This is a genomic window from Pantoea sp. A4, from assembly GCF_000295955.2.
Taxonomy (GTDB): domain Bacteria; phylum Pseudomonadota; class Gammaproteobacteria; order Enterobacterales; family Enterobacteriaceae; genus Pantoea; species Pantoea multigeneris.
The window spans coordinates 16,905-42,268 of the sequence record NZ_ALXE01000044.1 but is presented as its reverse complement, the minus strand read 5'-3'; the positions used below and the strand labels follow the sequence as shown (position 1 = coordinate 42,268).

The 25,364-nt window shown below is 53.1% G+C and carries 24 protein-coding genes; 11 read left to right on the top strand and 13 right to left on the bottom strand.

Going from position 1 to position 25,364, the window contains the following annotated elements; translation table 11 throughout:
- Positions 1 to 30 precede the first annotated feature (30 nt).
- The 6 genes from B880_RS0117870 to B880_RS0117845 all read left to right on the top strand — a co-directional run bounded on the left by B880_RS0117870 (position 31) and on the right by B880_RS0117845 (position 5,424).
- Positions 31 to 579 carry a hypothetical protein gene (locus B880_RS0117870; RefSeq protein ID WP_017348823.1) on the top strand — a complete coding sequence of 183 codons (549 nt, stop codon included), beginning with the start codon at positions 31 to 33 and terminating at the stop codon, positions 577 to 579.
- Positions 580 to 995: 416 nt separating this feature from the next.
- Positions 996 to 1,178, top strand: a complete 183-nt coding sequence (locus B880_RS0117865) for a general stress protein (RefSeq protein WP_017348822.1) — start codon at positions 996 to 998, stop codon at positions 1,176 to 1,178.
- Between the two features lie 214 nt (positions 1,179 to 1,392).
- A complete protein-coding gene (gene fieF, locus B880_RS0117860) occupies positions 1,393 to 2,292 on the top strand; it encodes a CDF family cation-efflux transporter FieF (protein ID WP_017348821.1) in 900 nt (299 codons plus the stop codon).
- A 181-nt stretch (positions 2,293 to 2,473) separates the two neighbouring features.
- The gene (pfkA, locus tag B880_RS0117855) at positions 2,474 to 3,436 is read left to right on the top strand and encodes a 6-phosphofructokinase (RefSeq protein WP_017348820.1); all 963 of its coding nucleotides are present in this window, start codon (positions 2,474 to 2,476) and stop codon (positions 3,434 to 3,436) included.
- A 125-nt stretch (positions 3,437 to 3,561) separates the two neighbouring features.
- Entirely contained in the window at positions 3,562 to 4,557 is a 996-nt protein-coding gene (locus B880_RS0117850) for a sulfate ABC transporter substrate-binding protein (protein ID WP_017348819.1), read from the top strand.
- 105 nt (positions 4,558 to 4,662) lie between these two features.
- Positions 4,663 to 5,424 carry a CDP-diacylglycerol diphosphatase gene (locus tag B880_RS0117845; RefSeq protein WP_017348818.1) on the top strand — a complete coding sequence of 254 codons (762 nt, stop codon included), beginning with the start codon at positions 4,663 to 4,665 and terminating at the stop codon, positions 5,422 to 5,424.
- A 19-nt stretch (positions 5,425 to 5,443) separates the two neighbouring features.
- Here B880_RS0117845 and tpiA read toward each other — a convergent pair whose 3' ends face one another.
- The 3 genes from tpiA to fpr all read right to left on the bottom strand — a co-directional run bounded on the left by tpiA (position 5,444) and on the right by fpr (position 7,801).
- On the bottom strand, positions 5,444 to 6,211 hold the full coding sequence (gene tpiA / locus B880_RS0117840; RefSeq protein WP_017348817.1) for a triose-phosphate isomerase: 768 nt from the start codon (positions 6,209 to 6,211) through the stop codon (positions 5,444 to 5,446).
- Between the two features lie 81 nt (positions 6,212 to 6,292).
- Complete coding sequence (locus B880_RS25220) at positions 6,293 to 6,916, bottom strand: DUF1454 family protein (RefSeq protein ID WP_051005714.1); 624 nt, start codon at positions 6,914 to 6,916, stop codon at positions 6,293 to 6,295.
- A 138-nt stretch (positions 6,917 to 7,054) separates the two neighbouring features.
- Complete coding sequence (fpr, locus tag B880_RS0117830) at positions 7,055 to 7,801, bottom strand: ferredoxin--NADP(+) reductase (protein WP_017348815.1); 747 nt, start codon at positions 7,799 to 7,801, stop codon at positions 7,055 to 7,057.
- Positions 7,802 to 8,098: 297 nt separating this feature from the next.
- On the opposite strand from fpr, the gene emrD reads away from it, so the two are divergent.
- Positions 8,099 to 9,292: a multidrug efflux MFS transporter EmrD gene (gene emrD / locus B880_RS0117825; protein ID WP_017348814.1), complete on the top strand. Its 1,194-nt coding sequence runs from the start codon at positions 8,099 to 8,101 to the stop codon at positions 9,290 to 9,292.
- Here the strand turns inward: emrD and glpX are convergent.
- The 3 genes from glpX to B880_RS0117810 all read right to left on the bottom strand — a co-directional run bounded on the left by glpX (position 9,282) and on the right by B880_RS0117810 (position 12,791).
- Positions 9,282 to 10,292: a class II fructose-bisphosphatase gene (gene glpX / locus B880_RS0117820; RefSeq protein ID WP_017348813.1), complete on the bottom strand. Its 1,011-nt coding sequence runs from the start codon at positions 10,290 to 10,292 to the stop codon at positions 9,282 to 9,284. The genes emrD and glpX overlap by 11 nt on opposite strands.
- A gap of 111 nt (positions 10,293 to 10,403) precedes the next feature.
- The gene (glpK, locus tag B880_RS0117815; protein WP_017348812.1) at positions 10,404 to 11,921 is read right to left on the bottom strand and encodes a glycerol kinase GlpK; all 1,518 of its coding nucleotides are present in this window, start codon (positions 11,919 to 11,921) and stop codon (positions 10,404 to 10,406) included.
- Between the two features lie 30 nt (positions 11,922 to 11,951).
- A complete protein-coding gene (locus tag B880_RS0117810; protein WP_017348811.1) occupies positions 11,952 to 12,791 on the bottom strand; it encodes an MIP/aquaporin family protein in 840 nt (279 codons plus the stop codon).
- Positions 12,792 to 13,208: 417 nt separating this feature from the next.
- Between B880_RS0117810 and zapB the strand changes: the two genes are divergently transcribed.
- Positions 13,209 to 13,448, top strand: a complete 240-nt coding sequence (zapB, locus tag B880_RS0117805) for a cell division protein ZapB (RefSeq protein ID WP_017348810.1) — start codon at positions 13,209 to 13,211, stop codon at positions 13,446 to 13,448.
- 51 nt (positions 13,449 to 13,499) lie between these two features.
- Here the strand turns inward: zapB and rraA are convergent, their stop codons facing one another.
- From rraA to priA, 6 genes are all read right to left on the bottom strand, one after another.
- Positions 13,500 to 13,985 (bottom strand): ribonuclease E activity regulator RraA, encoded by a 486-nt coding sequence (gene rraA / locus B880_RS0117800; RefSeq protein ID WP_017348809.1) that lies wholly within the window; start codon positions 13,983 to 13,985, stop codon positions 13,500 to 13,502.
- A 176-nt stretch (positions 13,986 to 14,161) separates the two neighbouring features.
- Entirely contained in the window at positions 14,162 to 15,493 is a 1,332-nt protein-coding gene (hslU, locus tag B880_RS0117795; RefSeq protein WP_017348808.1) for an HslU--HslV peptidase ATPase subunit, read from the bottom strand.
- Positions 15,494 to 15,504: 11 nt separating this feature from the next.
- On the bottom strand, positions 15,505 to 16,035 hold the full coding sequence (hslV, locus tag B880_RS0117790) for an ATP-dependent protease subunit HslV (RefSeq protein WP_071524416.1): 531 nt from the start codon (positions 16,033 to 16,035) through the stop codon (positions 15,505 to 15,507).
- Between the two features lie 88 nt (positions 16,036 to 16,123).
- A complete protein-coding gene (ftsN, locus tag B880_RS0117785; RefSeq protein WP_020376728.1) occupies positions 16,124 to 17,092 on the bottom strand; it encodes a cell division protein FtsN in 969 nt (322 codons plus the stop codon).
- A 154-nt stretch (positions 17,093 to 17,246) separates the two neighbouring features.
- Positions 17,247 to 18,284: a DNA-binding transcriptional regulator CytR gene (cytR, locus tag B880_RS0117780; RefSeq protein ID WP_017348803.1), complete on the bottom strand. Its 1,038-nt coding sequence runs from the start codon at positions 18,282 to 18,284 to the stop codon at positions 17,247 to 17,249.
- A gap of 144 nt (positions 18,285 to 18,428) precedes the next feature.
- Positions 18,429 to 20,624, bottom strand: a complete 2,196-nt coding sequence (gene priA, locus B880_RS0117775) for a primosomal protein N' (RefSeq protein ID WP_017348802.1) — start codon at positions 20,622 to 20,624, stop codon at positions 18,429 to 18,431.
- Between the two features lie 225 nt (positions 20,625 to 20,849).
- Between priA and rpmE the strand changes: the two genes are divergently transcribed.
- Complete coding sequence (gene rpmE / locus B880_RS0117770) at positions 20,850 to 21,062, top strand: 50S ribosomal protein L31 (RefSeq protein ID WP_017348801.1); 213 nt, start codon at positions 20,850 to 20,852, stop codon at positions 21,060 to 21,062.
- A gap of 74 nt (positions 21,063 to 21,136) precedes the next feature.
- On the opposite strand, the gene metJ is transcribed toward rpmE, so the two are convergent.
- Complete coding sequence (metJ, locus tag B880_RS0117765) at positions 21,137 to 21,454, bottom strand: met regulon transcriptional regulator MetJ (RefSeq protein ID WP_017348800.1); 318 nt, start codon at positions 21,452 to 21,454, stop codon at positions 21,137 to 21,139.
- A 270-nt stretch (positions 21,455 to 21,724) separates the two neighbouring features.
- On the opposite strand from metJ, the gene metB reads away from it, so the two are divergent.
- Together metB and B880_RS0117755 are read left to right on the top strand one after the other, a co-directional pair.
- Positions 21,725 to 22,885 (top strand): cystathionine gamma-synthase, encoded by a 1,161-nt coding sequence (metB, locus tag B880_RS0117760; protein ID WP_017348799.1) that lies wholly within the window; start codon positions 21,725 to 21,727, stop codon positions 22,883 to 22,885.
- 2 nt (positions 22,886 to 22,887) lie between these two features.
- On the top strand, positions 22,888 to 25,323 hold the full coding sequence (locus tag B880_RS0117755) for a bifunctional aspartate kinase/homoserine dehydrogenase II (RefSeq protein WP_017348798.1): 2,436 nt from the start codon (positions 22,888 to 22,890) through the stop codon (positions 25,321 to 25,323).
- The last annotated feature ends 41 nt before the right edge of the window (positions 25,324 to 25,364 follow it).

Genomic DNA, 25,364 nt, shown 5'->3' with positions numbered 1-25,364 from the left:
GTTTAAATTTTTAAAAAAAAGGACTAAACCATGTACGTTATTGCACATCTTGATCAGCTACGTCAACTTGATCAGAAAATTAAAACAAACGATTTTAATAAACTTGAAACTACACAAAAAGAAATTAAAGAACTGATAGGCAATGAACCTTGCGCTCGCACACCGTGGGCAATGGTGTTTGCTGTTTTTTTTACGATGTTAAGCGTTGTTGGTCCTTATATACTGTGGTTTGAGATTATTACCGGTGATCATATATCTACCGATAATGAAAACATCATATATAAACCAGAGCTACTGATCTTCATTTTGGTCTTGATTACGGCAGTCCACTATCTGGCAAAAGGTTTTTACCATGGCCTTTTAGCTTTGGCAGGGATCTGGTTTATGAGTTTCTGTATTGCAGTATCCGGCAGTCTTATCACGCTATTTAATTATGAACATTACATCACCAGCGGTGGGGTTGCACTCAGTTCTATGGGAATGATTTTTGGGTCATTGTCTTTTTTGTTGTTTAACCGAAAAACCACTTATAAATATATTTTATTTGCTTATCACAATCGAATCTTACGTAAAAAATAAATCAGGCAAAACAGGCAGAGAGTTGAGTGCTGAGTTTTTGTGACAAGCATCACGCTTTTTGGCTGTTAAAAATTAATTTATCTTTGTGATTCCCGCTGCGCTTGTTCTGTTATTTATCTGGTGCAGCTTGCTGAAATAAAAGGTTTTTGAATAGTGATTTTCTGTGCGAGTATTTTTAATCTCATAGGGGGTTTATAATTTACCTGGATTTAATCCATGGTATTCAGTGTATTACCTTGCTTAGTCGTCAGGCTGGCAGAATATCAGACTTGCTCTACACTAAGTCCTGTCGCAAACGGAAATGCTGATAAGTGTCGAATATGCATGTGTGAAACATTGTCAGATCTCTTTGCGGGAAATAGGGAAATACTGCAAACCTTTATCTTATCCAATACAACTGAGTAACGGAGTAAGTTATGGCTGAGCATCGTGGTGGTTCCGGTAATTTTGCAGAAGATCCAAAACGCGCTTCTGAAGCCGGGAAAAAAGGCGGACAACATAGCGGCGGGAATTTTAAAAATGACCGCGAGAAAGCCTCTGAAGCAGGCAGAAAAGGTGGACAGAACAGTCACGGCGGTCGCCGCAGTTCATCTAAATGATTCAGTGTGTGATGCATTGAAAACTGCTTAAGCAGAGGAATGCCTCGACCTCAACGCAGAGGCCGAGGTATTTATTTTTCTGCCTGTCATGAATAGTCTACTGCCCCGTCCTTTCTCACAAAAAAGTGGGGGTTTTGGTATGTTGCATAACGCTGTACTGTCATCGACCGAGTGGTAGACTCACTGACTATGTGCTTTTTGCGATGAATCTCAGATGCAACACTCCTACGCGACTTTGGTTAAGCGCGCCGCGCTGGCTGCCACTCTGCTGGCATTCTCCCTGCTCATCATCAAAATCTTTGCCTGGTGGTACACCGGTTCGGTCAGTATGTTAGCCGCGTTGGTCGATTCACTGGTGGATATGGGCGCTTCGCTCACTAATTTGCTGGTGGTTCGCTACTCACTTCAACCCGCAGACAGCGACCATACCTTTGGCCACGGTAAAGCCGAATCGCTTGCTGCGCTGGCTCAAAGTATGTTTATCTCCGGCTCCGCTCTGTTTCTATTCCTGACGGGCTTACAACATCTGGCTCGCCCTGCAGAGCTACACGATCCCGGTGTTGGCGTCATCATTACTGTCATTGCGCTGTTTACCACGCTGGTGCTGGTCACCTTCCAGCGCTGGGTCGTGCGTAAAACCTCTAGCCAGGCGGTGCGGGCTGACATGCTGCACTACCAGTCGGACGTGGTGATGAACGGCGCAATCCTGCTGGCACTGGTTCTCAGCAGCTACGGCTTTACGCGGGCAGATGCTCTGTTTGCACTGGGGATTGGCGTCTATATTCTTTATAGCGCACTGCGTATGGGCTATGACGCAGTTCAGTCACTGCTCGACCGGGCACTGCCGGAATCCGATCATCAGGAGATTCTTACCATTGCGCAAAACTGGCCCGGGGTGCAGGGGGCGCACGATCTCCGGACACGTCAGTCCGGGCCGACCCGATTTATCCAACTGCACCTGGAAATTGATGACCATTTGCCGTTGGTTGAAGCACACGATATCGCAGTGGGTGTCGAGCACGCTTTACTGGCGAGATTTCCCGGCTCAGATGTGATTATTCATCAGGACCCTTGCTCGGTCGTACCGCAAGAGCCTCGCCAGCCTTTTAACTGATACCAGGGAAACGGCGGAATTTTGCCGTTTCGCTAGCAAGGCCGCAAAAAAGTAGTGAAAACTTATCTGACCTGAATCAATTCAGCATTGAGCCTTTGATATACTATCAGCCATTACTTGCCGGAACCTTACCGCCCGGCCTACAGATAAAACCCTTCGTTTGAACAAACCAGAGGTTGTCATGATTAAGAAAATCGGAGTACTGACCAGTGGTGGCGACGCCCCCGGCATGAACGCAGCAATTCGTGGAGTGGTCCGCGCAGCGCTGAGTGAAGGGCTAGAGGTTTTTGGTATCTATGACGGCTATCAGGGTTTGTACGAAGATCGCATGATTAATCTCGACCGCTACAGCGTGTCAGACATGATCAACCGTGGTGGTACTTTCCTCGGTTCTGCGCGTTTCCCTGAATTCCGCAATGAAGACGTGCGCCAGGTCGCGATTGAGAACATGAAAAAGCGCGGCATTGATGCGCTGGTGGTGATTGGGGGAGATGGCTCCTACATGGGCGCAAAGCGCCTGACCGAAATGGGCTTCCCATGCATCGGCCTGCCAGGCACGATCGATAACGATGTCGCCGGCACTGATTACACCATCGGTTACTTCACCGCGCTGGAAACGGTGGTCGAGGCGATTGACCGCCTGCGCGATACCTCTTCTTCGCATCAGCGTATTTCTATCGTCGAAGTGATGGGGCGTTACTGTGGTGATCTGACATTAGCGGCGGCGATTGCAGGCGGCTGTGAATTTATCGTGTTGCCTGAAATTCCTTACACGCGTGAAGAGCTGCTGTCAGAAATTAAAGCCGGGATCGCCAAGGGTAAAAAACACGCCATCGTCGCTATCACTGAGCACATCTGTGATATCGACGAACTGGCGCACTACATCGAAACGGAAACCAAGCGCGAAACCCGCGCCACGGTGTTAGGCCATATCCAGCGTGGCGGTGCGCCTTGCGCCTATGACCGCATTCTGGCGTCACGCATGGGAGCCTATTCAATTGAGCTGCTGTTGCAGGGCTACGGTGGTCGCTGCGTCGGTATTCAGAATGAGAAGATGGTGCACCATGACATCATCGACGCCATTGAGAACATGAAGCGCCCATTCAAGCGCGACTGGCTGGATACGGCCAAAAAACTGTTCTGATTCTGCCCGGGGTGCTGCTCAGCACCCCTTTATTCCCCGTGGTTATAAATCCTCCTTTTTAATTCTTTTAGTCGTAGAAAGGTTTATGTCACGCTTAGCCCATAACGATTCTGGGAGATGGCGTAATGAACAAGTGGAGTATTGGTTTCACCCTGTTGCTGGCTTCAACCAGCGTCCTGGCTAAGGATATCCAGCTGTTAAACGTGTCTTATGACCCAACGCGTGAGCTGTACGATCAGTACAACAAAGCGTTTGCTGCCCATTACAAACAAGAAACGGGCGATAACGTCATCGTGCGTCAGTCACACGGCGGCTCGGGCAAACAGGCGACTTCTGTCATCAACGGAATTCGTGCCGATGTGGTAACGCTGGCGTTGCAGTCCGATGTTGATGCTATCGCTGAGCGTGGCCGTATCGATAAAGACTGGATCAAGCGTCTCCCGGATAACTCCGCACCTTACACCTCGACCATCGTCTTCCTGGTGCGTAAAGGCAACCCGAAAGGGATTCACGACTGGAGCGACCTGACGAAAAAAGGCGTTTCTGTGATCACGCCAAACCCAAAAACCTCAGGCGGAGCGCGCTGGAACTATCTGGCTGCGTGGGGTTGGGCGCTGGATCAGAACCATGGCGATCAGGCCAAAGCGCAGGAATACGTCAAAGCGCTGTTTAAAAACGTAGAAGTACAGGATTCCGGTGCGCGTGGTGCCACCAATACCTTCGTTGAGCGTGGCATCGGTGATGTGTTGATTGCCTGGGAAAACGAAGCCTATATGGCAGTTAATAAACTGCCGGGCGGTAAAGATAAATTTGAGATCGTCACGCCAAGCGAATCGATTCTGGCTGAGCCAACGGTCGCGGTGGTGGATAAAGTGGTCGATCAGGATGGCAACCGCAAAGTCGCGGAAGAGTACCTTAAATATCTCTACTCTCCAGAAGGGCAGACTATTGCCGCGGAAAACTTCTATCGTCCACGTGATGCAGCCGTTGAGAAGAAATTCGCTAATACCTTTGCGCCAGTGAAACTGTTCACCATCGACAATAAGTTTGGTGGCTGGACCGCCGCACAGAAAACACACTTTGCCGATGGCGGTACTTACGACCAGATCATGAAACCGTAATCGCCTTCGTTCAGACAGACCAGCCTCCGGGCTGGTTTTTTTTCGTGACTTTCCGCTCGCCGCAGGCGAGGATGCAGGCAGATTCCAGCGAGAGGATTGACTGCTATGCAGGGAAGAAACCGCCCCCTGGTTGTCATCAGCGTGCTACTGGTTGTACTGGTCGGTGGGCTGCTGTTCAAAGCTTTTCACGTCAAAAAGAATTCCGATGCCTTGTGGCATATCATCAGCGAGAAGTGCTTGCCAGATATGGCACAACACGGTGTGCCCGCACCCTGCCAGCAGGTCAATCTGGCGCAGGGCTATGTGACGTTGAAAGATCTCAATGGTCCACTGCAATTTTTGCTGATGCCGGTCGCAAAAATCACCGGTATCGAAAGCCCGACTCTGCTTGTTCCTTCAACGCCTAACTTCTTTGCACTGGCATGGCAACAGCGAGCCATCATGAGTGAAAAACGCGGTGCACCGGTAGCTGACCGGGTTATCGCACTGGCGATCAATTCTGAATACGGTCGTTCGCAAAATCAGCTCCATATTCATATGTCCTGCCTGAAACCACGGGTGCGCCAACAGCTGGATCAATATGCGGCCTCGCTCACCGCGCAGTGGCAACCTTTTACCTTACAGAAGCATCGCTACCTCATCCGCACGTTGACCCCGGATCAACTGGCACAGGAGAGCGTATTTATCCGTCTGGCGCAGGAAGTCCCTCAAGCCCAGGATCAAATGGGGAAATATGGCATGGCGCTGGCGGCGTTGCCTGATGGCAAACTGGCACTATTGGCGCTGGAGAGAAACTGGCTGCTGTTGAACCGTGGTTCGCCGGAAGAGTTGCAGGATCATCAATGTGGGATTTTGCAGGGCGGCTGAGAGCCGCCCTAAGGCGAGATTAGCCTTTTTTAGCCGCAGCGGCAGCTTTAACAATGACCGCGAAGGCATCGGCTTTCAGAGAAGCACCGCCAACCAGCGCGCCATCGATATCTGGCTGAGTGAACAGTTCAGCGGCGTTCTTATCGTTTACTGAGCCACCGTACTGAATGATGACCTGATCGGCAATCGCCTGATCCTGCTTAGCAATGTGATCGCGGATAAACTTGTGTACTGCCTGTGCCTGCGCAGGAGTTGCTGATTTGCCAGTGCCAATCGCCCAGACGGGTTCATAGGCAATGACTGCACCTTTAAAGGCTTCAGCGCCCTGAGTAGTCAGTACAGCATCAATCTGACGTGCACAAACTTCTTCCGTTTTACCGGCTTCATTTTCCGCTTCGGTCTCACCAATGCACAGCACTGGCACCAGACCTGCCGCTTTCAGTACGGCATATTTTTTCGCGATGAACTCATCGCTCTCTTTGTGATAGGTACGACGCTCAGAGTGACCAATGATGATGTACTCAGCACCAATATCTTTCAGCATTTCTGCGGAGGTTTCACCGGTAAAAGCACCAGACAGGTTAACATCAACGTTCTGCGCGCCCAGTTTGATAGCGCTGCCCTTAATGGCACCAGCAGCCTGATCGAGATAGATTGCAGGTGGAGCGATAGCCACGCCACAGCCATCAACGCCAGAGAGTTCTTGCTTCAAACCTGCAATTAAATCAGCGGTCTGTTGCTTGCTGCCATTCAGTTTCCAGTTACCCATAACCAGTGGATGTCGCATTCTTTCCTCCGCATAAAGCGCTTCGTTTAATAGCACTGCCGGGGGCAGTGTTTTCTGTGCCCAGTATAGAGATCTATTACCCTACTGGCTCTGCTTTTGATCAGTTTTGTCGCTGCTGTTTGTGGGTGGCAACGTCAGTTTTATCGGCTCAATCGCGAGGGTTAACCCTTTATCTCCGCTATCTGAAACCACAAACCGCAGGGCTCCTTCGCTACGAGCAAAATAACGTTCTCCTTTTCCCGCAGTAAGCAGTGAATCGAGCTTTTTACGTCCGGTTTCAGCGGTGAGCGTCGGTTCAAAGAAACGCAGCAGTGCAGTCATGTAAGCCATGGCTTTTGCCTGTGCGGCTTTCTGATCTGGACCGGGTAGCGGTAGCCACGTGATTTGCAGCGTTTTAATCTTACCAGTGCCCGCTTCAAGTGCGGTTGAAGCATAGAGGGTTTCGTTAATTTTACTCGCGGCGCGGGTTAAGGCCGCTCCGCTGTCGATAGCGCGAAACTCCAGTAACGGTGTGTCCACGTAGCTGGCATTAAACTTTTCGCGGAACTGAGCAATAGTCATATCAAAGGTGGGCGCGCCCGCCATCAAATAGGAGGCAGTCGGGGGGGATGACGCGGCGGGATCCGCAGGCTGCGAAGTTTCGGCAGCACAGGCGGAGGCTGTCAGCGCGATACTCAGTAAGAGTACGCCTGGCAATTTCTTCATTTCTTCGGCCCTGACCAGTAAACTCAGCTGCAAATTAAACCGGTTTTCTGCCGTGAAAGTCAAAAGCCAACCGATGAATTTTCTCGGTAAATCAAGTCATCTGTTTTCAGAGGCTGGTTTTTTCTTAGCGAGGCCCACTTACCAGTAGTGTTCGCTGGTCATGTGGCCCGGTTTACGTTTGAAGTGTTTGCGCATTTCACGGCTCTCTTTCAGCATCTGTTGTGTGTCTCGTACCATTTCAGGATTGCCACACAGCATGATGTGGCTGGAATCTGCCGTCATTTTTAAGCCAACAGCCGCTTCCAGTTCGCCGCTTTCAATTAATGCCGGGACGCGTCCCGTTAATGCACCCGCCGTGGTTTCGCGACTGACAACGGTTTGAATGCGCAGCTTGCCTTGATAAATCTGCTGTAGCTGTTGCATCAACGGTAAGTAGCTCAGGTCAGCCGCGTAGCGTACTGCGTGTAGCAAGACGATATTCTCAAAGCGATCTAATCCCTCGCCCTGTTGCAGAATCGACAGGTAGGGGCCGATTGCGGTGCCAGTCGCCAGCATCCACAAGGTTTCGCACGGCGGAATTTCATCGAGGATGAAGAATCCTGCCGCCTCTTTGGTGATCAGCACCTCATCACCCGGCTGGAGCGCCTGTAAGCGTGGGCTGAGTTTGCCTTCCGGCACAGTAACCAGATAGAACTCCAGCAACTGATCATTGGGCGCATTAACGTATGAGTAAGCGCGTACAACGCGCTCACCATTCACTTCCAGCGCCAGTTTGGCATACTGACCCGCAGTAAAAGTATCAATTGGCGCGGTGACGCGCAGGCTGAACAATGCATCCGTCCAGTTCTCGATCTCTTGCACCTTTGCAGTGACCCATTCGGCCATGAGTTCTCCTTAGTAGGACTATTTTCACCTGGTGATTATCCTGCGATGCCGCGAGTGATTTTTCTACTGCCTGAACCCCCGCATGACCCGAATGATCAAATGGATAGCACCCACGATCACCTTCTGTGCTGTTGTTTTTACAAGGCGGATATTTTTCTTTACACGTGATAGTCAAACTGCGGAATCATCCCCCCTCGCTTTGTCACAAGAAACTGATATTTTGCACCGCCATTAGGGCAGCATGTCTGTTTTCCTGCTGTTATCCGTTTAAATTTTAGATGCTTGTTACGGTATTTGATGAAAACCCCCTTAGAAAATCGCCATATTATTTTTATGTTGTTGGTATTGCTGGCCGTTGGTCAGATGGCGCAGACCATTTATGTGCCCGCGATGGCACAAATTGCGGAAGCTTTGAATGTAAGAAACGGTGAGATGCCGCGTGTGATGGCCGCATATTTGATCACCTATGGCGCATCACAGCTGATCTACGGCCCGATTTCTGACAGCACCGGACGGCGTCCGGTGATTCTGTTTGGCATGCTGCTGTTTATGTTGGGTGCTGGCGTTTCACTCATGGCAACCTCGCTCAATATGCTGGTGCTGGGAAGTGCGATTCAGGGCATGGGAACCGGTGTGGGTGGTGTTATGGCGCGCACCCTACCGCGCGATCTGTATGACGGTCAGTCCCTGCGTCGGGCAAATAGCCTGCTCAATATGGGTCTGCTAATGAGCCCGCTACTGGCACCGCTGGTCGGGGCCGCACTGACTCGCTGGTTTAGCTGGCACGCCTGTTTTGCCTTCTTGCTGCTGCTGTGTCTGTTGGTCACTGGCGCGATGTCTCGCTGGTTGCCGGAAACCCGCATCGGGCAGAAGAGCACGACACCTTTTTTCCAGCGTTACACGTTGCTCTTACGTGATGGGCGCTTTGTGCGTTTTTTACTACTGCTGATTGGTGCGTTGGCCGGTATTGCGGTATTCGAAGCCAGCTGTGGCGTTCTGCTGGGCGGCGTGTTGGGCTTAAGTAGCCTGACGGTGAGCGTGTTGTTTATTCTGCCTATCCCGGCGGCCTTTTTTGGTGCCTGGTATGCGGGGCGCGATGGCGCAAGCTGGAATAGTTTGATGTGGACGGGCGTGAATAGCTGCCTGGCCGCAGGTTTTCTGATGTGGTTGCCTGCCTGGTTCGGGGTCATGAACATCTGGACGCTGCTGGTGCCGGCGGCGCTGTTCTTCTTCGGCGCGGGTATGTTATTCCCACTGGCTACCTCTGGCGCGATGGAACCCTATGCCTGGCTCGCGGGCACAGCAGGTGCTTTGCTGGGTGGATTGCAGAACCTGGGGGCGGGTTTTGTTGCCTGGGCCTCCGCGTTGCTACCGCAGCACGATCAGTCCAGCGTAGGGATGCTGATGTTTCTGACCGCACTGGTGATGCTGCTTTGCTGGCTGCCTCTCTCGCGTAATCCGGAAAGTGGCAGCCAACACGTCACAGAATAAAAGGCAGTAACGCCGCGTCTTTGCGATCAAGATAGTGAATCGACTGGATGCGGCGAATGGTTCGCGATTTACCACGGATCAACAGCGTCTCGGTGCTGGCGATATTGCCCTGACGGCTGATCCCTTTAAGCAGGTCGCCGGTAGTGATACCGGTGGCCGCAAACACCACGTTGTCGCTGCGTGCCATCTCTGAGAGTGGCAGTACGCGGTTTGCTTCAATGCCCATTTCCGCACAGCGCTGAAGTTCATTTTCGCCGAGGCGGCAGTTCTCTTCAGAATCTCCTTTTACCTGATGGCGAGGCAGTAAACGCCCTTGCATATCGCCATCCAACGCACGGATCACCGCTGCAGACACCACACCTTCTGGTGCACCACCAATGCCATACATCACATCGACTTCACTGTCTGGCATGCAGGTGAGAATGGAAGCCGCAACGTCGCCATCCGGGAAAGAGAACACGCGCACGCCAAGCTGATGGAGCTGAGCAATCGTTGCATCGTGGCGTGGTTTCGCGAGGATGGAGACCGTGAGCTCAGTCAGGGGTTTATTCAGAGCCGCAGCGATATTACGTAGATTCGTTTCCAGTGGCAGATGCAAATCGATGGCACCACGCGCGGCGGGTCCAACAATCAGCTTCTCCATGTACATATCGGGCGCGTGCAGGAAGCTGCCTTTTTCGCCGACTGCCATCACCGCCAGCGCATTCGCCTGACCCATTGCCGTCATGCGGGTGCCTTCGATAGGGTCAACGGCGATATCGACCGCATCGCCCTGGCCAGTACCCACTTTCTCACCGATGTAGAGCATCGGCGCTTCGTCGATTTCACCTTCACCGATGACAATCTGTCCATCAATGGCAATGGTATTGAGCACCTGGCGCATGGCATTGACTGCTGCACCATCGGCTACGTTTTTGTCTCCACGCCCAAGCCAGCGATAGCCAGCCAGTGCTGCTGCTTCAGTGACACGGGAAAATTCGATAGCGAGTTCGCGTTTCATGTGAAATGTCAGTTGGAAAAACAGGCAGAGAGTGTAGCACAGCGCTACGCCATTTTTCCCTCACCCCAACCCTCTCCCTTTAAGGGAGAGGGCCAGGGTGAGGGTGGTTAATTATTCCTCGTGATCTTCCCATTTCTGCGCGCGGGCAACGGCTTTCTGCCAACCTGCGTAGAGGAAGTTACGCTGTGTAGTCTCAATACCAGGACGGAACTCACGTTCAATCACCGATTTCGAGCGCACTTCTTCAAGGTCATTCCAGAAGCCAACGGCAAGGCCTGCCAGGTAAGCCGCACCCAATGCGGTCACTTCACGCACTTCTGGGCGCTCAACGCGTGTTCCCAGAATGTCTGACTGGAACTGCATCAGGAAGTTGTTGGCGACTGCACCGCCGTCAACGCGCAGTGATTGCAGACGCGTATTGGCGTCATTCTGCATGGCTTCCAGCACATCACGTGTCTGGTAGGCAATTGACTCCAGCGTCGCACGGATGATGTGGTTAGCATTCGCACCACGGGTCAGGCCGAAGATCGCGCCACGGGCATACGGGTCCCAGTAAGGTGCGCCGAGGCCAGTGAACGCAGGCACCATATAAACGCCGTTGCTGTCTTTGACTTTAGTGGCGAAATATTCAGAGTCTTGTGAATCACTGAACAGTTTCATCTCATCGCGCAGCCACTGAATGGAGGCTCCCCCGATGAATACCGCACCTTCCAGTGCATAGTTCACTTCGCCACGCGGGCCGCAGGCGATGGTGGTCAACAGGCCATTCTTCGAGGTCACGGCTTCAGTACCGGTATTCATCAGCATGAAGCAACCGGTACCATAGGTGTTCTTTGCCATTCCCGGCTGAACACAGAGTTGGCCATACAGTGCGGCTTGCTGATCCCCGGCGATCCCGGCGATCGGAATACGTGTACCGCCTTTACCACCGATGTTGGTCTGCCCGTAGATTTCAGAAGAAGACTTCACTTCTGGCAGCATTTCGCGCGGAATATCGAGCACATCCAGCAGCTTCTGGTCCCAGTCTAAGGTGTGGATGTTGAACAGCATGGTACGTGAGGCATTGGTATAATCCGTGATGTGAACACGGCCTTGGGTCATCTTCCATACCAGCCAGGTATCCACGGTACCAAACAGCAGTTCACCGCGTTTTGCACGTTCACGTGCACCCTCGACATGGTCAAGGATCCATTTCACTTTGGTGCCAGAGAAGTAAGGGTTAATCACCAAACCGGTGCTGCTCTGGATGTACTCCTCCAGGCCCTCTTTTTTCAGCTTATTACAGTAGTCGGCGGTACGTGGGTCCTGCCAGACAATGGCGTTATAGATCGGCTTGCCGCTCTCTTTTTCCCACACGATGGTGGTTTCGCGTTGGTTGGTGATACCAATCGCCGCAATCTGATCGGAACTGATGTCTGCGTGGGCCAGAACTTCTACCAGCGTGGAGCTTTGTGAAGCCCAGATATCCATCGGATCGTGCTCTACCCAGCCTGCTTTCGGGTAGATTTGGGTAAATTCGCGCTGGGAAACCGCAACGATATTGGCATCGTGATCCAGCACTACGGCGCGAGAGCTGGTAGTACCCTGATCGAGCGCAACAATATATTTTTTATCACTATTTGAAGACATAATGCTTTCCTGAATGAGTAAAGGTGAAACTTACGCTTTACGCTGCTCAGCGCGCGCGACCGGTTTTTCTTCTGTTGCCAGGTTAGTTGGCAAATGGCGGCTAATCAGGGCGCGATAACCGAAAGCACCGAGGCAAGCACCGACCAGTGGTCCAAAAATTGGGACCAGGAAGTATGGGATATCACGGGCACCGGTAAAGGCAACCTCACCCCAGCCTGCAAAGAAGGCGAACAGCTTTGGTCCGAAATCACGTGCCGGGTTCAGTGCGAAGCCCGTCAATGGGCCCATAGATCCACCGATAACGGCAACCAGCAAACCAATCAACAGCGGGGCCAGTGGGCCGCGCGGCACGCCATTGCCATCGTCAGTCAGGGCCATGATCACTGACATCAGAACGGCGGTAATCACCACTTCTACCAGGAACGCCTGACCAACACCAATGTGTGGGTTCGGGTAGGTAGAGAAAATACCGGCCAGGTCGAGGCTTGCAGCCGTGCCGCGTACCATCTGATGGCTTTGTTCATAATCATAAAACAGATTGTAGTAGAGGCCATATACCAGCGCGGCTGCACAAAATGCGCCAGCCACTTGCGCCAGAATGTAGGGAACAACTTTGCGGCCTTCGAAGTTAGCGAACAGGCAGAGCGCAACCGTAACAGCAGGATTGAGGTGAGCGCCTGAAACGCCTGCACTGAGGTAAACCGCCATGGAGACAGCTAAACCCCAGATGATGCAAATTTCCCACTGACCAAAACTGGCACCCGCCAGTTTTAACGCAGCCACGCAGCCAGCACCGAAGAAGATAATTAATCCGGTGCCAAGGAATTCGGCGATGCATTGACCTTTGAGAGTACTTGTTGTTTGACTCATGTTGGTATTCCTGAAGCGAGGTTAAATTTTATCAATTGTCGTGCTCATCCATGAGATACCCCGAGCTGTATGTAGGGTTGATGTGAATTTATCGTTAACGAGCATAAACGAGAAATAGCGAAATTAAAATTTGTGTCCCTCGTCAAAAAAATGAGCGTTTTCGCGTGCTGTGGCTTTCATAAACCATCATATCGAGCCGGGGGGTTGGTTTTTCTTGCGGTGGGATTCAGTGACGCCTCAATTTTCAGCATAGGCTGAAAAGTGTGACAGTTGGAGATCAAACCCTTTGCGTTGCTGGACTTGCGCGATGAGGCTACTTACAATCGATTCATCGTTGCTGTCTCGGTGCGATCGCGTTGCGATTTGCGCGGAGGCGAGCAGTATCACCGCCTTGCAAGGTTTGGGAGAGTCAAAAAGATGTCATTTGAAGTGTTCGAGAAACTGGAATCGAAAGTACAGCAGGCGATTGATACCATCACTTTGCTGCAGATGGAAATTGAAGAGCTGAAAGAGCAGAACAACGTGCTGAAAAATGAAGCACAGCAGGCTGCAGGCAACCACGATTCCCTGATTCGTGAAAATCAGCATCTGAAAGAAGAGCAGATTGCATGGCAGGAACGTTTACGCTCACTGCTGGGAAAAATGGAAGAGGTGTAACAGCCTCAGCCATCGTCTAACGGGTGCTTGAAGCACCCGTTTTTTTGCGCGTTATTCGATATCGAGCGCGTCTTCAGAGAGGATCATGCCGGTATTGTCGGCGTAGAGGTGGTCGCCGGAGAAGAATGTTACGCCACCGAAGTTGACCCGAACGTCACTCTCACCAATGCCTTCACCCGCAGCACCCGCTGGAATGGCGGCAATCGCCTGGATGCCAATATCCAGTTCTTCCAGCTCATCAACCTGACGTACTGAGCCGTAAACGACCAGGCCTTCCCATTCGTTTTGCGCAGCAAGTCGTGCCAGTTGTGCATCGACCAGTGCCCGGCGCACGGAACCACCGCCATCGATCAGCAGTACGCGTCCACGGCCATTCTCTTCTAGCAGGTCGTATAACAAGCCGTTGTCTTCGAAGCACTTGACTGTGGTTATCTGACCACCGAATGAGGTGCGACCACCAAAGTTTGAAAAGAGCGGTTCAACCACATTCACGTCTTCATGGTAGATGTCGCAGAGTTCAGATGTATCGTATTTCATAGCGGTTTCGTCTGTTGACCACAGGAGCCGTAAGTATATCGCTATACACAGATTGTTGGCAAAAGCATCAGGGGATAAAAAGGGCGGTGTTTGTTCAAACCTGGGGCGTGAGTGGCAGAAATAAAAATGCCAGTCAGCATAAACTGACTGGCATTCGGCATTCACTGAGCGGGGAATTACAGGATAAAGCGGCTCAGATCTTCGTCGGCGACCAGCTGATCCAGATGTTTGCCAACGTAGTCAGCATCAATGGTAAATGACTGTCCATTGAGATCGCTGGCGTCATAGGAGATATCTTCCATCAGGCGTTCAAGCACAGTATGCAGACGACGTGCACCGATGTTTTCGGTGGTCTCGTTAACCTGCCATGCCGCTTCTGCGATGCGACGAATACCATCTTCGGTGAATTCGATGTTCACGCCTTCGGTGTTCATCAACGCTTTGTACTGTACGGTGACAGAAGCACTTGGCTCGGTCAGGATACGTTCAAAATCATTGACGGTCAGCGCTTGTAGCTCAACGCGAATCGGTAAACGACCCTGCAGCTCTGGGATCAGGTCTGACGGGCTTGCAACCTGGAATGCGCCAGAAGCGATGAACAGGATGTGGTCGGTTTTGACCATCCCGTGTTTGGTCGAAACGGTGCAACCTTCTACCAATGGCAGCAGGTCACGCTGAACGCCTTCACGTGAAACATCCGGGCCTGAGCTCTGTCCGCGCTTACAGATTTTATCGATTTCGTCGATAAACACGATGCCGTGCTGCTCAACGGCATCAATAGCGTCTTGTTTCAGCTCTTCTGGGTTGACCAGTTTTGCTGCTTCTTCTTCCACCAGCAGCTTCATCGCTTCTTTGATTTTCAGCTTGCGTGGTTTCTGCTTCTGACCGCCGAGGTTCTGGAACATTGACTGCAATTGGCTGGTCATCTCTTCCATGCCAGGAGGAGACATGATCTCTACGCCCATTGGCGCAGCGGCGAGGTCGATTTCGATCTCTTTATCATCCAGCTGGCCTTCACGCAGTTTCTTGCGGAAAGACTGGCGTGCAGCAGAAGGCTCCTGTGGCTGTTCGGACTGGCCCCAGTTATTTTTTGCCGGTGGGATCAGCACATCAAGGATGCGCTCTTCCGCCAGCTCTTCTGCGCGGTATTTGTTTTTCTCAATCGCCTGAATGCGCACCATTTTAATGGCAGAGTCAGTCAGGTCACGAATGATGGAGTCGACTTCTTTGCCGACATAACCCACTTCGGTGAATTTGGTCGCTTCAACCTTGATGAATGGCGCATTTGCCAGCTTTGCCAGGCGACGGGCGATCTCGGTTTTACCGACACCCGTTGGGCCAATCATCAGAATGTTTTTTGGTGTGACTTCATGGCGCAGCTCTTCGTCGAGCTGCATGCGACGCCAGCGGTTACGCAGTGCGATAGCGACAGCGCGCTTTGCGCCATCCTGGCCAACGATAAAGCGATTCAGTTCGCTGACGATTTCGCGGGGAGTCATCTCAGACATGATTTCGATCCTTACGCCTTAGACGGGAGTGCTTCAAAATTGACGTTATGGTTGGTGTAGATGCAGATGTCGCCAGCGATATCGAGCGCTTTAGCCACAATCTCTTGTGCACCTAATTCCGTATTTTCCAGCAGAGCGCGTGCGGCTGCCTGAGCGAAAGGACCACCAGAACCGATAGCGATCAGATCATTTTCTGGCTGAATCACGTCACCGTTGCCGCTGATAATCAGCGAAGCGTTCTCATCCGCGACTGCCAGCAGTGCTTCCAGTCGACGCAGCATACGGTCGGTACGCCAGTCTTTTGCCAGCTCGACGGCGGCTTTCACCAGGTGTCCCTGGTGCATTTCCAGTTTGCGTTCAAACAGCTCAAACAGTGTGAAGGCATCTGCGGTGCCACCGGCAAAACCAGCGATCACTTTGTCGTTGTAGAGACGACGTACTTTTTTAACATTGCCTTTCATTACGGTGTTGCCGAGCGTAGCCTGGCCATCACCGCCAATCACTACCTGGCCGTTACGTCGAATGCTTACTATTGTTGTCACGGGCAGACCCCTTGTTGCTGTGGGAAAAGGGCTCCGCATTTTCACGCGGAGCATCATGCAACCTGATATGGGGCGGGTTTAGCGGGTTTCAACCCCCGGCAGCGAGGGGAATACAGTTTGAATGGCCACCACTGCGCAGGTTTCTCAGCACATTGTCTGCGCTGGCGCGATCTTTATAGGGACCGATGACCACGCGATGCCAGCCTCCGCCACTGCTGACCCGGCTTTCAAAACCTTCGAATGCCAGAGCAGCACGCGCGGATTCCGCCTGGTCGGTTCCCTTGAAGGAGCCGCACTGAATTAACCAGCGTTGGCTGGGAGCTTTTTCCACGGGTTTAGCTTTCACGACATCCTGCTCACGCGTGACCGGGGCCGGTTGTTGCTGGCGCTGCTGCTCCTGACGCTGCTGTTCCTGCAACTGCTGTTGGCGCAGTTGTTGCTGCCGCTGTTGATTCTGCAACTGTTGCTGACGTAGCTGTTCCTGACGCTGTTGTTGAGCGAGCATCTGTTGTTGATGCTGATATTGCTGTTGTGCTGAAGGTTGCGTCACGGGCTGTGGCGCTTGCTGCGGCTGGCGCTGCTGCGTTTGCATTTGCTGCAAAGTCTGCTGGCGTTGAGCCGGCGTCTGCTGGTTCCACGGCACTTCGTTTAATTGTGTGGGCTGCTGGCGCATGTCAGCCTGCATCTGTTCCAGCAGTTGACGCTGTTCATCAGTCAGCTGAGTCTGGGACTGAACGCCGCCACCCGCCGAAGGTTCAGTGGGTGTGGGAACGGTAAGTTGGCGGTTTTCTAACTCTTTAATGTATTTCCAGCGCTCTTCAGGTTTCGGTGGCAGGCCATTCCCCACGGTCTTGTGGTCGGGAATGACCTTCTCTTCTTCCTTTTTATGATGGGCAATAAACCATAGCCCACCCGCAAACGTGACCAGTACGGCGGCTGCCAGTACTATCATCACCTTAGAGGCACCAGAACCGCCTTTGCTGCTCTTACCCCGACTGTTGCTTTTGCGACGCGTCCCTGTTGAACGCCCGCGGCCTACATAATCTCTTTGTGCCACTCTCGTTCACTTTCCTTAACTGACAGTGCCAAACGGGCAAGAAAAACGTTGCGATGTTCGCCCGGGCAGAAGTTCGCAATGTTACTGTAAGGGTCGATAGTTTGACCAGCCGTGTTCGCCTTAAGAATAAGCTGAAAATAGCATGGCGGTGGCCTTACTTTTTCGTTTTTGCCACGGGTGCGGTGCTCCCTCGCACTTTCAATTCGGCATCCAGCAGCCTTGAACCGCTGTTCACCCGTTTTCCTTGCAGCTCTTCTAACAATAGCAACATCGCCTCACGGCCAATCTGATAACGCGGCTGCGCCACCGTGGTCAGTGGGGGATCCCAGTAGCGCGATAGCTCGATGTCATCAAACCCAACGACCGAGAGGTCCTGAGGAATGCGCAACCCAAGGTTACGAGCCTGATTCATCGCACCCAGCGCCATAATATCGCTATGACAGAACAGCGCGCGTGGTGGGTTTGGCAGGCTCATCAGCTGTTTCATCGCCTGCGATCCCGCTTCAAAGGTAAAATCGCCCCTTACAATATAGCGGGGATCGACCGTCAGGCCATTACGGCGTAAAGCCTGTACATAGCCTTCCAGGCGATACTGGCTTAACGGCGTCTCTTCTGGCCCTGCGATGCAGGCAATATCACGATGTCCAAGCTGCAACAGATGGTTGACCGCCTCAAAGGCTGCCGTCAGGTTGTCGATATGTACCGTTGGCAGCGACATTTCAGGCGCGAACTCATTGCCCATCACCATGGGCGGGAGGTTACGCAGCTCTTCCGTGCTGGCTTCAAACGGCAGTTGCGAACCTAACAGCACCATGCCGTCAATCTGCCGGGTCAGCATCAGGTTAAGGAATGATTTTTCCTGCTGATTTTGGTGGGCGCAGTCGCCAATCAGGACAATATAGCCCTGCTTTGCTGCTGTCTCTTCCACACCGCGAATGATTTCACTGAAAAACGGATCGCAGATATCGGGCACGATGATCAGGATGGTCTGTGTTTCACCCCGGCGAGTATTGCGCGTCAAGACATGGGGTGCATAACCGATGGCCTGAGCGGCCGATTCCACTTTTTGCCGGGTGGCGGCAGAGACTTTATCCGGGTTCATTAACGCCCGTGAGACGGTAGCGGTGGATACGCCCGCTTTTTCGGCTACATCCTTCATTGTGATAGAAGGGGACTGCTGATTCTGCTGCAACTCATCGCTCCTGACGTCGGTCTAAGCCCTGAATATTTGTGGGCTGAAGCTCTGTTTTAAACCATTGCTGGCATTGGCTGTTACTTAATTTGCAGAAAAAGTGTGAGTTATACGACTTTTTTCGATCCTGCTCGCAAACCACCCTTAGCTTTCGGTCGGGTCGATATCCAGCGTCCACTTCACCTTACGCGCGGCGGGGAGGGTGTTAATCAGCGGCAGTGAACTGCTCAGCAACTGCTGTAGCCGTTTCCGCGAAGCGTGCTGAATCAGCAGTTGCCAGCGCCACCTGCCGCTGCGTTTTGCCTGTAAGGCCGGGATTGGGCCCATCAGCCACAGCGCAGCATCTTTTAATGGGCTGGCTTCCAGCAAATTACGCAACTGAGTGAGGAACTCTGCCGCCTGCTGATTATCCAGATCTTCTGCGCGGAAAATTGCATGGCTGGTCCAGGGTGGCAGATGGAGCATTTGCCGTTCGCGTAACGTCTGTTCGGCAAACGCAAAATAGCCCTGATGCAGCAAGGTCTGGAGCAGCGGATGCTCCGGATGATGGGTCTGCAACAGCACTTCGCCTTGTTTACCCGCACGACCCGCACGGCCTGCGACCTGTGTATACAGTTGGGCAAAGCGTTCCGCCGCGCGGAAGTCGGCGGAGAACAGCGCGCCATCCACGTCCAACAACGACACCAGGGTGACATCAGGGAAGTGATGTCCTTTAGCCAGCATTTGTGTGCCCACCAGAATGCGTGCGCCACCGCGATGGACTTCCGCCAGATGTTTTTCCAGCGCTCCTTTGCGGCTGGTGGTGTCCCGGTCAATACGGGATATCGGCACCTGCGGGAAGAGCGTCGAAAGATGCTGCTCTAGCTGCTCGGTTCCCACTCCCACCGGCAGCAGGTGAGTTGATCCACACTGAGGGCACTGGTTTGGCAGGGGTCGTTGGCTATCGCAGTGGTGGCAGCGGAGCTGGCGTTGCTGCTGATGTAAGGTGTAGTAGTGTTCACAGCGCTGGCATTCGGCAATCCAGCCACAGTCATGGCACAGCAGCGCGGGAGAAAAGCCGCGACGGTTCAGAAACAGCAGCACCTGGTTATCCGCTTGCAGGTGCTCGCGCATTTTCTTGATTAATGCCGGTGCTAAGCCGCCCTGAATGCGCGCACCTTTAAGATCAAGCAACTGCTGTAATGCCGGGCGGGCGTTGCCTGCGCGTCGGGTTAAATTCAGCTGACGGTATTTGCCGCTGGTGACATTGTGCAACGTCTCCAGTGCAGGTGTCGCTGAGCCCATGACAATCGGGATGCCCTCTTCACGTGCGCGCAGTACGGCCAGGTCGCGTGCATGATAGCGCCACCCTTCCTGCTGCTTGTAGGAGCTGTCATGCTCTTCATCAATGATAATCACGCCCGGACGCGCCAGCGGGGTAAACAGCGCCGAGCGGGTGCCGATCACGATAGCGGTTTCCCCCTGACGTGCGCGCAGCCATACCGCCAGACGCTCACTGTCATTTAAGGCGGAGTGCAGCACATCAACAGGGGCTTTGAAGCGCTCGCGGAAACGGGCAATCGTCTGGGGTGTCAGGCCAATTTCCGGTACCAGGACCAGCGCCTGCTGCCCGCGCGCCAATACATTTTCCAGCACGCTGAGATAGACCTCGGTTTTACCTGAACCGGTAATCCCTGCCAGTAGCCAGGGAACATAGCGGTCATCTTCGGCGCGAATCGCCCCGACTGCCGTGGCCTGATCGGTATTCAGGCGCAGGCGTTCACCGAGAATGGCAAAATCTGTCCGCCAGTCGTGAGGCTGGGCGCGTTGTTGATGCAGTTCGCACAGCCCTTTACTACGCAGCGCTTGCAGTGCGGTTTCAGTGAGGTCCTGGTCGCTAACCTGATGGCGATAGAGCGCCTTTTGCCGCAGGGCTGCCAGCGCCTGTTGCTGCTTTGGGGCTCGCTTCAGGCTCTCCGGCAGCGTTGCCTGACCTAATTCAGTGATGACCCATTGCCATAATGGCGCATCTTCCGCCGGTTTTCCCTGGCGCAATAACACCGGTAGCGCATGGTTGAGGACTTCTCCCAGCGGCGATTGATAGTAGCTGGCCGCCCAGGTCAGAACACGCCACAGGGAAGGGGAGAACAGGGATTCATTATCCAGGACTTCTGCAATCGGTTTTAGCTGTTGTAGCGGAAGATCGCTGGTATCACGGATGTTGACCACCACGCCAACCAGTTTACGGTTGCCAAACGGCACGCTGACCCGCGCACCTGCAACTGGCAACTTCTCCGTTGCAGGCAGGTAGTCAAACAGGCGAGGCAACGGAACGGGTAAGGCGACCTGAACAACGGGCATGGCAATCTCTATCCGGCGGAATAAAAGGAAAAACAGTGTAACGGCTTTCGCCGTGAGGGGATATCTTCTGTGCTATTTGCACCCAGGCGGGCTGGGCTGTATAATATGCCGCCTTTGGTGAGGTGTTCCTCGTCAAAGAAAACATAACTTATTGTTCAATCGCGTGTGGTGCTGTGCAGGGTTAACCTGGCACGGAGAGCGACACGGCCTTTTCTGAGGTTTCCCATGAAAAAAGATATCCATCCTAAGTACGAAGCTGTATCTATCTCTTGCTCTTGCGGCAACGTGATCAACACCCGTTCAACCATGACCGGTACTCTGAACCTGGACGTATGTGGTAACTGCCACCCGTTCTACACTGGTAAGCAGCGTGTTGTTGATACCGGTGGCCGTGTTGATCGCTTCAACAAGCGTTTCAGCATCCCTGGTTCAAAATAAGTTTTCGCTAGCCGAGTCCCTGGATTCGGCTACAAAAAAACCCGGCTTAGGCTGGGTTTTTTTATGGCTAAAAATCAGTATTCCCAGGTATCGGGATCGATGCCCATTTCACGCATAATCACTTTGGCTTCTTCCGGGATCTCATCGCCGCGTTCTTTGCGCAAATCAACATCATCTGGCAGCGGTTGTCCGGTAAAGGCGTGCAGAAACGCTTCGCACAGCAGTTCACTATTGGTAGCGTGACGCAGGTTGTTGACCTGACGACGAGTACGCTCATCAGTCAAAATCTTCAAAACTTTCAGCGGAATAGAAACCGTGATTTTCTTGACCTGCTCGCTTTTCTTACCGTGCTCAGCATACGGGCTGATATATTCGCCGTTCCATTCAGCCATGGTTTACCTTAATCAATAAAAGTTAATTGTGGGGAAAAGGGGGGATTATGCCCGATTTCCAGATGCCTTACCGATGAAAATGCGCATTTTATCGGTACATCCCTGTGGCATAAACCCTGCAGACAGGCGATGACGCATAATTTTAGCGGGTATTGCGCTTCTGCTCAATCTATACGCAAAGACATTTAGATGTCCAGATGTATTGACGTCTAAATTGGGGGTGTTATCCTGTGGCCTCTTTTATTCTCAGCTTCAGGAACAGTAAGCACCATGACGCGTAAACAGGCAACCATCGCAGTACGCAGCGGTTTGAATGATGACGAGCAATATGGCTGCGTTGTCCCCCCGATTCACCTCTCCAGTACCTATAACTTTCTTGATTTCAACCAGCCTCGTGCACATGACTACTCGCGTCGCGGTAATCCAACGCGTGATGTCGTGCAGCGCGCCCTGGCAGAACTGGAAGGCGGTGCGGGCGCAGTATTGACCAATACCGGTATGTCTGCGATCCATCTGGTCACCACCGTGTTTCTGAAGCCTGGCGATCTGCTGGTTGCCCCGCATGACTGCTACGGCGGTAGCTATCGTCTGTTTGACAGCCTGAGCAAGCGCGGCGCTTATCGCGTGAAATTTGTCGATCAGGGCGATAAAGCCGCATTAGCCGCTGCCATGGCGGAAAAACCTAAACTGGTTCTGGTCGAAAGCCCAAGCAACCCTCTGCTGCGCGTAGTGGATATCGCGGCCATCTGTCAGGCCGCACGTGAAGCGGGTGCTGTCAGTGTGGTTGATAACACCTTCCTGAGCCCGGCGTTGCAAAATCCGCTGGCGCTGGGTGCGGATTTGGTTATCCACTCCTGCACAAAATATCTCAACGGACACTCCGATGTTGTGGCCGGTGCTGTGGTTTCGAAAGATCCTGCGGTCGCGACGGAGATGGCGTGGTGGGCCAATAATATTGGTGTAACAGGCGGCGCGTTTGATAGCTACCTGCTGCTGCGCGGTATGCGCACTCTGGCCCCGCGTATGGCGGCGGCACAGCGTAATGCACTGGCGATAGTTGATTACCTAAAGCAACAACCTTTGGTGAAAAAGCTGTATCATCCTTCGTTGCCTGAAAATGCGGGTCACGAGTATGCGGCCCGTCAACAACGCGGTTTTGGCGCCATGTTAAGCTTCGAGTTTGATGGTGATGAAGCCCGCCTACGCCGTTTCCTCAAAGCCTTGCAGCTGTTTACGCTGGCGGAGTCTTTGGGAGGCGTTGAAAGTTTGATCTCTCATACCGCAACCATGACCCACGCGGGCATGTCTGCTGAAGCACGCGCGGCTGCCGGAATTTCCGAGACGTTGCTGCGTATTTCAACCGGTATTGAAGATCACGAAGATTTAATTGCCGATCTGGATAACGCATTCCGGATCGCTTCCGAGGAGTAAGCATGACGAGTTCAGCAGGCGCGGGAACGCCGACGATAAAGCAGTTGCATAAATTTGGGGGGAGTAGCCTGGCAGACCCACGTTGCTATCAACGCGTGGCGGAAATTATGGCGGGTTATAGCCAACCGGGCGATCTGATGGTGGTATCCGCTGCGGGTAGCACCACCAATCAGCTGATTAGCTGGCTGAAGCTCAGCCAGAGCGATCGGCTGGCGGCTCACCAGGTGCAACAGACTTTACGCCGTTTCCAGAGTGAGCTGATTGACTCATTACTGCCTGCTGAAATCGCAGAACCGATGATCACGGAGTTTATCCGTGATCTGGAGCGTCTTGCTGCACTGCTGGATGGAACAATCACTGAGGCGGTATACGCCGAAGTCGTTGGGCACGGAGAAATTTGGTCAGCCCGACTGATGGCTGCGGTACTGTGTCAGCGAGATATTGATGCCTGCTGGCTGGATGCACGTGATTTCCTGCGTGCTGAGCGTGCTGCACAACCTCAGGTCGATGAAGGGAAATCATGGCCGCTGTTACAGGCTCTGCTGGCTCAGCATCCACATCAGCGTGTGGTGGTCACTGGGTTTATCAGCGGTAACGACAGCGGTGAGACCGTACTGCTGGGACGCAACGGTTCAGACTATTCAGCCACCCAAATTGGTGCGCTGGCTGGCGTGAAACGCGTCACCATCTGGAGTGATGTGGCCGGTGTGTACAGCGCTGACCCACGTAAAGTCTCCGATGCCTGTTTGCTCCCGCTGCTGCGTCTGGATGAAGCCAGTGAGCTGGCGCGTCTGGCAGCGCCGGTATTACATACTCGTACCTTACAGCCGGTCTCGAACAGCGATATCGATCTGCAATTGCGTTGTAGCTATCAACCAGAGCAGGGTTCTACGCGTATTGAGCGTGTGCTGGCTTCTGGCACGGGTGCACGTATCGTTACCAGCCATGATGACGTCTGTCTGATCGAAATCCAGATCCCCGCGCAGCATGATTTCTCCCATCTGCAAAAAGAGATCGATCTGTTACTGAAACGCGCGCAGCTGCGCCCGTTAGCGGTAGGAGTGCATCTCGATCGCCGTTTGATTCAGCTTTGCTACACCTCGGAAGTCGTGAACAGCGTGTTTGAGCTGTTGCAAGATGCTGCTCTGCCGGGTCATTTGCAGCTGCGTGACGGTTTGGCGCTGGTGGCACTTGTCGGCGCGGGTGTAACCCGTAACCCGCTGCATAGCCACCGTTTCTGGCAGCAGTTGCAGGATCAGCCCGTCGAGTTTATCTGGCAGTCGGAAGACCATATTAGCCTGGTGGCGGTATTGCGTGTCGGGCCGACTCAGCACGTGATTCAGGGGCTGCATCAGTCTCTGTTCCGGGCAGAAAAACGCATTGGCCTGATGCTGTTTGGCAAAGGCAATATCGGTTCGCGCTGGCTTGAGCTGTTTGCGCGCGAGCAGGAGACGCTTTCAGCGCGCACCGGTTTTGAATATGTGCTGGCTGGTGTGGCAGACAGCCGCCGCAGCTTGCTGAATTATCAGGGGCTGGATGCCAGCCGCGCATTGGCTTTCTTTGATGATGAAGCACAGGAACGCGACGAAGAGTCTCTGTTCCTGTGGATGTGTGAACATCCGTTTGATGATCTGGTGGTGTTGGATGTGACTGCCAGTGAATCTCTGGCGCAGCAGTATCATGATTTTGCCAGCCACGGTTTTCACGTGATCAGTGCCAATAAGGTTGCCGGGGCTTCTGGCAGCGCACAGTGGCGTCAGATTCGCGATGCATTTGCGAAAACAGGCCGCCATTGGCTGTATAACGCCACGGTAGGTGCTGGTTTGCCTATCAACCACACCGTGCGGGATCTGCGCGAAAGCGGTGATAGCATTCTGGCGATCAGCGGCATCTTCTCCGGCACACTTTCGTGGCTGTTCCTGATGTTTGATGGCACGGTGCCGTTTACCGAACTGGTTGACCAGGCATGGCAGCAAGGACTGACTGAACCCGATCCGCGTGTTGACCTCAGCGGGCAGGACGTGAAGCGTAAGCTGGTAATTTTGGCGCGTGAAGCGGGCTACGATATTGAACCCGATCAGGTCCGTGTGGAATCACTGGTGCCAGCGGGCTGTGCCGATGAGTCCATCGATCACTTCTTTGAAAATGGCGCAACTCTTGACGAGCAGATGCTGCAACGCCTGGAAGCGGCGCAGGAGATGGGGCTGGTGTTACGCTATGTCGCGCGTTTTGATGCTAACGGGAAGGCCCGTGTCGGTGTTGAAGCCGTGCGAGCAGACCATCCACTGGCAGCGCTGTTACCCTGTGATAACGTGTTTGCCATTGAAAGCCGCTGGTATCGCGATAACCCACTGGTGATTCGCGGGCCTGGCGCCGGGCGTGATGTCACTGCTGGCGCTATTCAGTCCGATATCAACCGGCTGGCGCAGCTGCTCTAATCTCTTTGAATCAAAAAAGGGTGCCCTCGTGGCACCCTTTC

Coding starts and splice junctions, on each gene's coding strand:
- priA (WP_017348802.1), bottom strand. CDS start 20,624: ATGCCCGTTGTTCAGGTCGCCTTACCCGTTCCGTTGCCTCGCCTGTTT.
- metB (WP_017348799.1), top strand. CDS start 21,725: ATGACGCGTAAACAGGCAACCATCGCAGTACGCAGCGGTTTGAATGAT.
- B880_RS0117810 (WP_017348811.1), bottom strand. CDS start 12,791: ATGAGTCAAACAACAAGTACTCTCAAAGGTCAATGCATCGCCGAATTC.
- B880_RS0117850 (WP_017348819.1), top strand. CDS start 3,562: ATGAACAAGTGGAGTATTGGTTTCACCCTGTTGCTGGCTTCAACCAGC.
- B880_RS0117755 (WP_017348798.1), top strand. CDS start 22,888: ATGACGAGTTCAGCAGGCGCGGGAACGCCGACGATAAAGCAGTTGCAT.
- zapB (WP_017348810.1), top strand. CDS start 13,209: ATGTCATTTGAAGTGTTCGAGAAACTGGAATCGAAAGTACAGCAGGCG.
- fieF (WP_017348821.1), top strand. CDS start 1,393: ATGCAACACTCCTACGCGACTTTGGTTAAGCGCGCCGCGCTGGCTGCC.
- glpK (WP_017348812.1), bottom strand. CDS start 11,921: ATGTCTTCAAATAGTGATAAAAAATATATTGTTGCGCTCGATCAGGGT.
- pfkA (WP_017348820.1), top strand. CDS start 2,474: ATGATTAAGAAAATCGGAGTACTGACCAGTGGTGGCGACGCCCCCGGC.
- metJ (WP_017348800.1), bottom strand. CDS start 21,454: ATGGCTGAATGGAACGGCGAATATATCAGCCCGTATGCTGAGCACGGT.
- rraA (WP_017348809.1), bottom strand. CDS start 13,985: ATGAAATACGATACATCTGAACTCTGCGACATCTACCATGAAGACGTG.
- B880_RS25220 (WP_051005714.1), bottom strand. CDS start 6,916: ATGAAGAAATTGCCAGGCGTACTCTTACTGAGTATCGCGCTGACAGCC.
- rpmE (WP_017348801.1), top strand. CDS start 20,850: ATGAAAAAAGATATCCATCCTAAGTACGAAGCTGTATCTATCTCTTGC.
- fpr (WP_017348815.1), bottom strand. CDS start 7,801: ATGGCCGAATGGGTCACTGCAAAGGTGCAAGAGATCGAGAACTGGACG.
- B880_RS0117870 (WP_017348823.1), top strand. CDS start 31: ATGTACGTTATTGCACATCTTGATCAGCTACGTCAACTTGATCAGAAA.
- glpX (WP_017348813.1), bottom strand. CDS start 10,292: ATGAAACGCGAACTCGCTATCGAATTTTCCCGTGTCACTGAAGCAGCA.
- B880_RS0117865 (WP_017348822.1), top strand. CDS start 996: ATGGCTGAGCATCGTGGTGGTTCCGGTAATTTTGCAGAAGATCCAAAA.
- emrD (WP_017348814.1), top strand. CDS start 8,099: ATGAAAACCCCCTTAGAAAATCGCCATATTATTTTTATGTTGTTGGTA.
- hslU (WP_017348808.1), bottom strand. CDS start 15,493: ATGTCTGAGATGACTCCCCGCGAAATCGTCAGCGAACTGAATCGCTTT.
- tpiA (WP_017348817.1), bottom strand. CDS start 6,211: ATGCGACATCCACTGGTTATGGGTAACTGGAAACTGAATGGCAGCAAG.
- B880_RS0117845 (WP_017348818.1), top strand. CDS start 4,663: ATGCAGGGAAGAAACCGCCCCCTGGTTGTCATCAGCGTGCTACTGGTT.